Source organism: Acinetobacter sp. WC-743 (assembly GCF_000335555.1).
GTDB lineage: Bacteria > Pseudomonadota > Gammaproteobacteria > Pseudomonadales > Moraxellaceae > Acinetobacter > Acinetobacter bereziniae.
Map to the genome: position 1 here is coordinate 22,981 of NZ_AMFQ01000117.1, position 6,686 is coordinate 29,666.

Below are 6,686 nucleotides of genomic sequence, written 5' to 3' on the forward strand. Positions count from 1 at the left end.
CTGAACGAACTTAACAATCTCAATAGCAAAATGACGAATATATAAATTATACTTGAGTACTGCTTTTTTTCTTTAGACTTATGAGACCTTCAATAACCAATACACAGACTGCCATCCAAACCGCGATATAGGTTGGCCATTCAGTTGCATGAATTGTCTCACCGAATATGATTGCAACAATAAATAGCAAAACAGGTTCAACATAGACCAAAAGTCCAAATAAACTCAAATTCAAGTGTGGTGCTGAAAGAGACTGAAATCCTAATGCGAGTGCGCTGATTAAACCTAGCCCTAAAATTAATAACAGTGTATAAGAAGGCGAGCCTAAAGCACCTGTTAAAACACCACCTTTGAGAATAAAGAAAATACTCAAAGGCAGACTGAGTATCATATCGAACCAAACGCCGCCAATATTATTGGTATTGGTTTTCTGCCTTAGCCAAAAATAAATTGGGTAGCCCAAACAAATCAGTAGTGTTGGCCATGTAAGGGTTGTTGATACAAACAACATATGAATCACGCCGAATATTGCAAAAAGACAGGATAATTTTTGCCAAGCTGACATTTTATCTTTAAACGCAACTCTTCCCAAAATAACCATTATGATAGGCATCATAAAGTAACCGAGGGAAACATCTAATCCGTAACCATTACGTGGTGCCCACATAAATAACCAAAGTTGTAATCCAATTAGAAATGAAGAAATCAGACGAGTGAATATAAAAAAACGTTCTTTATATAAGCGCTCATAAATCTGTCTGACCTGTGACCAATTTCCCTGAGCAATGATGAAAAGTGTCAAACAGGGTAAGGTAAGTAAAATTCGCCAACCATATATTTCATTTCCCTCTAATGCACCCAATAAGGAGGTGTAGGCAAACATAATTGCAAACAGTATTGAAGCGATGACATTGAGAGTGATACCTAAAGCGGTATTGGATTGCTGTGACATCTGAGTGAGCGATTTGAATGGAAAACGATATTTTATTGCAGCTTGATTGATAAATTTGCTGAAAATTTTTATTATAAATGAGAAAATTTCTCACGATATTCAATCAATTGATATGATCTTAGACAAGTTTGATTATGCATTACTCATGCACTTGCAAAAGGACTGCTTAACGCCCTTACGTGAGTTGGCAGATGCTGTACATTTATCCACTGCATCTGTACAGCGCCGTATTCAGAAATTACGAGAGCATGGCTATATTACTGGACATACCGCAATTTTAGATCCCGATAAGCTCAATCAAGTGATCACGATCATGGTCGAGGTTCGTGTCAATAAAACCCATATAGCTGATCTTGATCTATTAAAACAAAGCTTTTCTAGACCAGAAGTACAACAATGCTACTATGTGACAGGTGACGCTGATTTTATCTTAATCCTTCTTGTTCCTAGTATGAGTCGATTTCAAGCACTGTGTGATGAGCTATTTCATTGCAACTCGAATGTTGAATGGTTTAAAACAACTGTGGTATTAGATCGAATTAAAGTGTCTTTGGATGTACTTCACCCACAAGATTAGTTTGAAATTATGGGGCTAAGTTCAAAAAATAATAGTGGTATTTAAGCGTAGCTTTGAGCAAAAATTTGCACAAAAATATTTTAAATTCGCAAAAATGAGCAAATATATTCACATTTATTATTTTTCATGCTAATTTTGAGCAAATTATTGCTCATTTCTATTTATGAAGAAATTTACAATACAGGCATTATTTGATACGCACTGGTTAGATATAGCAGAACTTAAAATATTAGATCCTGAAAAGGGATCGGCGAGTCCCTGTGAACTAGAGTACCAAATTGAATACGCCATTTCATATTTAGACAAAAGGGATGAACATGCTTGTAGTTTATCGCTTCCAGTGCAACTGATTATTAAACATGAAGCCAAAACATGGTTTGGCTTTTTAGATGATATTATTCCTTCAGGTGCTGCACGACGTTATTGGATTAACTATCTGAACTTACAAAAATTCTCACATGCAGAACAAGACAGTATTTTATTAGAAAAAGGAGTGATTGCACCTGTTGGAAATTTACGAATTAAAGAATCAATTCCTCCCATAAATCTTGAGTCCACTTTACATTTACGCAAATTTAGTACGGCAGATGTTGCTGATCGTAATGCAGATTTTTTAGAGTATGCACAGCAAATGGGAGCTATTAGCGGGGGAGCAACCGGTGCAGGTGGTGAAGCACCAAAACTGCTTGTGCGTTACACAGCGGATCAAAAAGTCTGGATTGATACTTATCAACAAAGCTTTGATACTCCTGATCAGCATTACTTGGTTAAATTTCCGAGAAATAATCGCAGTGAAATTGACTGTAACATTCTAAGAGCTGAATATTATTATTACCATGAATTGAATGAACTGGGTTTTAGTACAATTGATACTGCCAATATGCGGCTTATTGAAGGTGAAAGGTATCCTTCATTGTGGTTGCCAAGATTTGATACCGAATGGTGTGATCAACGATGGCATCGATATGGACTCGAATCAGTGTATTCAATTTTAAATAAGTCAGCAGGGAGCCATCTTAATCATTTTGAAGTGATTGACAGTCTTTGTATTTTACTTAAAACCATAGATACTAAGTTTAATTCGACTCAATTTGTTTGCGAGTGGTTAGAAAGAGATTTACTTAATATCATTTTTGGTAATTCAGATAATCATGGGCGTAATACTTCATTTTTAAAAAAGACTGGAAATGTTTTTCTTTCTCCGATTTATGATTTTGCTCCTATGAAAGCAGACCCAGAGCATGTGATTAGGTCAACAACATGGGGAAGTCCTTATGAAGAAGGTGGTGAATACCAATGGATTCAAATTTCACAGAAATTGGCGCCGTGGTGTGATCCTGATATATCTTTAGAGACGCTAAAATCATTGGCAAACAAATTGCTTGGACTCAAACAAAGATTAATAGACAAGGGCATACCCAAACAGATCATTGAAATGCCTGTACTCTCATTCGACTACATTGAAGCTAAATTAAAGCGATGGGAACTTTTATGAATATTAAAAAACAACCACAAGATCGCCAGCAAGTTCTGATTGATTTGTATACAAAGTACTTAATGAATGAAATAAGCATGGGGCAATTGTTGGCTTATCTTCGGAAAAATCTATTAAGTATGTCACAAGAACAATATGCAACACTGGTCGGTATTAGTCGACGTACACTTAGCGATATCGAGCAAGATAAAGGAAAACTTACTCAATCTGTTGTTGATAAAGTGTTTAAACCCCTTGGATTAAAAGCTGGGCTCATCCCTACGCATGAGCATATTGTTGAAAAAATTTTTAAATCATCGAATACTTGATCGTTACTCAGATGGTTAAATTTAATAATAATTACAACTTTCAATCAGTTAATTTGGTTTCATCAATATAGATTAAAAATAAGAATTAAATAGAAAAAAACGAACAAAATGCTGATTAAGTCATACAAAATCTCAAATTGGTATAATTCTTTTAAAATTTTAATTTGATTATTTAGCTAATTTTAAATTAATATATCTAAAAAATACGATATAGAGACTCGTAGCTTAAGCGCCATCGTCTCTATAACAGATCGATCTTATAACCCAAAAGGACTCTAGACGAGATTCTTTATCAGATCGCGAAATAAGATTGAGGAAAGAACACAAATGCACAAGTTTTCAAAAATTGAGTTAGTCACACAACAGTTTACTGACACAATTGAAGATTATCTGACGTTAAAAATGAGTTGTGATGGTACTTATATACACCATACAAAAAAAGATGATGAAAATTTTAAGATTGAAGTGCTAATAGATCCACCCAGCGATGTTTTAGAAGTATTTAGAAATATCGCTCATGAAATTAAAGATTATTTGGATCAAATTGATTATCAAGGAAAATTTGAATTTAAATTTATCGTTTAAAGGTGATTAGTTAATGCACTCTAGAATAAACATTTGATCAAGTTGTTGTTTTTTCAGTAAAAATAGAGTGCTGTAATTTAGCATAGTTATCAATCACATCTAAATGAATGTTTCATCAGTCGATTAGTGAATTTCATTGAGTATTTTTTTGTCTAGTTTTGTTTTCCTGAACTTTTAAAAAATGATCACCCGTGTAGCATTTTATTAAATTCTTATGGGAGATAACGAATGTTAGACTATCTTAAGAGCTTTCATAACATCAATACATATTTAATTTTATCCATTATTCTATTATTTTTGGTGTTAGCTTTAGATTATTTTTAATCAGTATCCACGATAATTTTCTATGATTAATGAAAATTCAACAAATAAAAACTCACTCAGTGTGAGTTTTTATGCAGTCTAAATCTGTGATAAATTTAGACAAATAATTGTTATTCAAGTTAATTTTTTTAAGCTTTGAAAATATGATAACGCCATTATAAAATACAAAAATTGCTTTTTTTATTTGAAATTTTACATTTATGATGAACAAACTCTTAACTACCTTAATAACATCAATAATTGCATGTTCAGTGTATAGTGCTGAAGATATCTTTAAGAAGCCTCAGTCTTATGTGTTTCTGCAAAATGAAACGCAACATGAAAATAACAATGATAACCAAGTTGATTTTTTTGAGCTTTCAAGACAACAAGAAAAAGATCTGATCAATCAACGTGATGCAAATGTACTCCGAATAAATGAAAATCGCGCCAATACTTCAAATATGAGTCCATTTGAAAGATCTCAATATCTACTTAAAAACAATGATACTCAGGCTTTGAACGCACATACTTATGAGCAACAATTAAAATCTATTCAACAGGCAAGAAATAGGGGAGTGATTTCAGAGCAAGACTACCAACAGCAAATTTTAAAGCAAAATAATATACCTTTACAGCAAAAAGATCAGCCACTTAAATTTTCTATTCCTTAAAATATGAAATAAATAAACCTCTTTTCAGAGGTTTATTGGATATTTAGACCAAAGTATTAGTTAAAAATTAAACAAAATACATTACATTTATTACGTGAATAATTGATAAAAAATACTATGAACTTTTGTATCGGTGGACCTTGGAATGGCAGTAAGCTGCTTGGAAAAGTAAATTATAAAAAATCTTTTAAAGTGAAGAATGCTTCATCTAACTTGGTGACAACATATATAAAGAAAAAAGTGTTTGTCCAAGATCAGTCTTTTGTATTTTGGGTGGCTGATGAATTATTAGACATACAAGCAAATGAAATGATCAAATCTTATCTCTATAAAAAATGTTAGTAAAAAAAATTTCTTTTTTTTTGAATCATCAAGGTTGCATGGGATGTAGTCTTAGACTATGTAATTTAGAATAAGATGGAGTTATGCGACTTTTAGAATGAATAAATTAATAGTGATAATTGTATATAAAAATTGATATTTTGATGAATAATCATTAAAAATACAAAAAAGATTGGAGTAATGTTAATTGAATAGTTCTGATCAATTCGGTGATCCTAGCCAAAGTAATGGACACACTGTCCCTCTGAAGATAATGTAACGTTAACTTTGGAGATGTACACATGGCTAAACGCTTTAGTCCAGAATTTAAACAGCAAGCAATTGATTATGCACTTGCGAACTCACATGAATCATTAGCATCAATTGCGGTAAAGCTTGGTGTTGGTTACTCGACACTTGATAAATGGATTCGTACTGCTAATCCAGAAGGATCAAGCAAACGTCAGTTAACACCTGAGCAACAGCGAATATTAGATCTAGAAAAAGAAGTCAAACAACTCAAAGAGGCAAATGACATACTAAAAAAAGTGCATGTGTATTTCCTCACCGATCAAGGCAAGAGAAGTACACGGTAATCAAAGACTTTGCAATGGAAAAGGTTAAAGTCACTGTACTGTGCAAACAATTAGGTGTCAGTACTTCGGGGTTCTATGCATGGAGAAAACGTCAGGTACGTATAGCAAAGCAGTATGATGATTTACAAGCGGTGTATTGGCAGCACCACGCTCGTTTAGGTGCACCATCCCTCGTTCATGATATGCATGACCTAGGTTACAGCATGAGTGAGCGCACAATAGGTCGAATGCTTAAAAAACTAGGATTACACAGTAAAATTGCCCGTAAATATAGGCATACGACTGATTCAAATCATCGTTTGCCAACAGCACCAAATTTGTTAGATCAACAGTTCACTGTAACTGAGCCAAATAAGGTCTGGACGACTGATATTACGTATATTCGAACGAAGGAAGGCTGGTTATATTTATGCGTGATGCTAGATCTATTTAGCCGACGTATCGTCGGTTGGCAGACAAGTACACGAATAGATCGTCAATTGGTATGTGATGCGTTTAACTATGCACTTGCACGTCAGGGTTATCCAACAGGCTTGATGATTCATTCGGATCAAGGCAGTCAATATTGCAGTCGCGATTTCAGAGCTGTATTACTGACAAATAAGGCAATACAAAGTATGTCACGTAGGGGAAATTGTTGGGATAACGCAGTAACAGAAAGTTTTTTCCATACATTGAAAGGGCATGTGGTACATGACAGTGTATTTTCTACAAGAAAAGAGGCAAATTCGGTCTTGTTTGAATATATTGAAGTTTACTACAATCGAATCAGAAGGCATTCTGCAAATGGTTGGTTAAGCCCTGAAGCTTTTGAGCAGAAATATTTTAAGAATTTAGAGGGAAGTACTGTCCACGATAGTGTCTAGGATCACAAA

The 6,686-nt window shown here is 33.8% G+C and carries 8 protein-coding genes; 7 read left to right on the forward strand and 1 reads right to left on the reverse strand.

The features are described from left to right. Positions 1-46 precede the first annotated feature (46 nt). Positions 47-952: an EamA family transporter RarD gene (gene rarD, locus ACINWC743_RS17865; RefSeq protein WP_009586415.1), complete on the reverse strand. Its 906-nt coding sequence runs from the start codon at positions 950-952 to the stop codon at positions 47-49. A gap of 112 nt (positions 953-1,064) precedes the next feature. On the opposite strand from rarD, the gene ACINWC743_RS17870 reads away from it, so the two are divergent. The 7 genes from ACINWC743_RS17870 (at position 1,065) to ACINWC743_RS17905 (ending at position 6,677) form a co-directional block, all read left to right on the forward strand. Next, a complete protein-coding gene (locus ACINWC743_RS17870) occupies positions 1,065-1,529 on the forward strand; it encodes an Lrp/AsnC family transcriptional regulator (RefSeq protein ID WP_035301392.1) in 465 nt (154 codons plus the stop codon). 163 nt (positions 1,530-1,692) lie between these two features. Then, positions 1,693-3,024, forward strand: coding sequence for a type II toxin-antitoxin system HipA family toxin (locus ACINWC743_RS17875; RefSeq protein ID WP_009586422.1), 1,332 nt, complete (start codon positions 1,693-1,695; stop codon positions 3,022-3,024). Then, positions 3,021-3,332, forward strand: a complete 312-nt coding sequence (locus tag ACINWC743_RS17880) for a helix-turn-helix transcriptional regulator (RefSeq protein WP_004830773.1) — start codon at positions 3,021-3,023, stop codon at positions 3,330-3,332. The genes ACINWC743_RS17875 and ACINWC743_RS17880 overlap by 4 nt, the downstream gene beginning before the upstream one ends. 327 nt (positions 3,333-3,659) lie before the next feature. After that, the gene (locus tag ACINWC743_RS17885; protein ID WP_004830774.1) at positions 3,660-3,917 is read left to right on the forward strand and encodes a hypothetical protein; all 258 of its coding nucleotides are present in this window, start codon (positions 3,660-3,662) and stop codon (positions 3,915-3,917) included. A 524-nt stretch (positions 3,918-4,441) separates the two neighbouring features. After that, on the forward strand, positions 4,442-4,894 hold the full coding sequence (locus tag ACINWC743_RS17890) for a hypothetical protein (RefSeq protein WP_035301393.1): 453 nt from the start codon (positions 4,442-4,444) through the stop codon (positions 4,892-4,894). 117 nt (positions 4,895-5,011) lie between these two features. Continuing rightward, the gene (locus ACINWC743_RS17895; RefSeq protein WP_004830777.1) at positions 5,012-5,236 is read left to right on the forward strand and encodes a hypothetical protein; all 225 of its coding nucleotides are present in this window, start codon (positions 5,012-5,014) and stop codon (positions 5,234-5,236) included. A gap of 281 nt (positions 5,237-5,517) precedes the next feature. Then, positions 5,518-6,677, forward strand: a protein-coding gene (locus ACINWC743_RS17905) for an IS3-like element ISAbe12 family transposase (protein WP_085947547.1) whose coding sequence is annotated in 2 segments (ribosomal slippage) — positions 5,518-5,755 and positions 5,755-6,677 — 1,161 coding nt in all. Because the reading frame shifts where the segments join, the coding sequence is not laid out codon by codon here. The last annotated feature ends 9 nt before the right edge of the window (positions 6,678-6,686 follow it).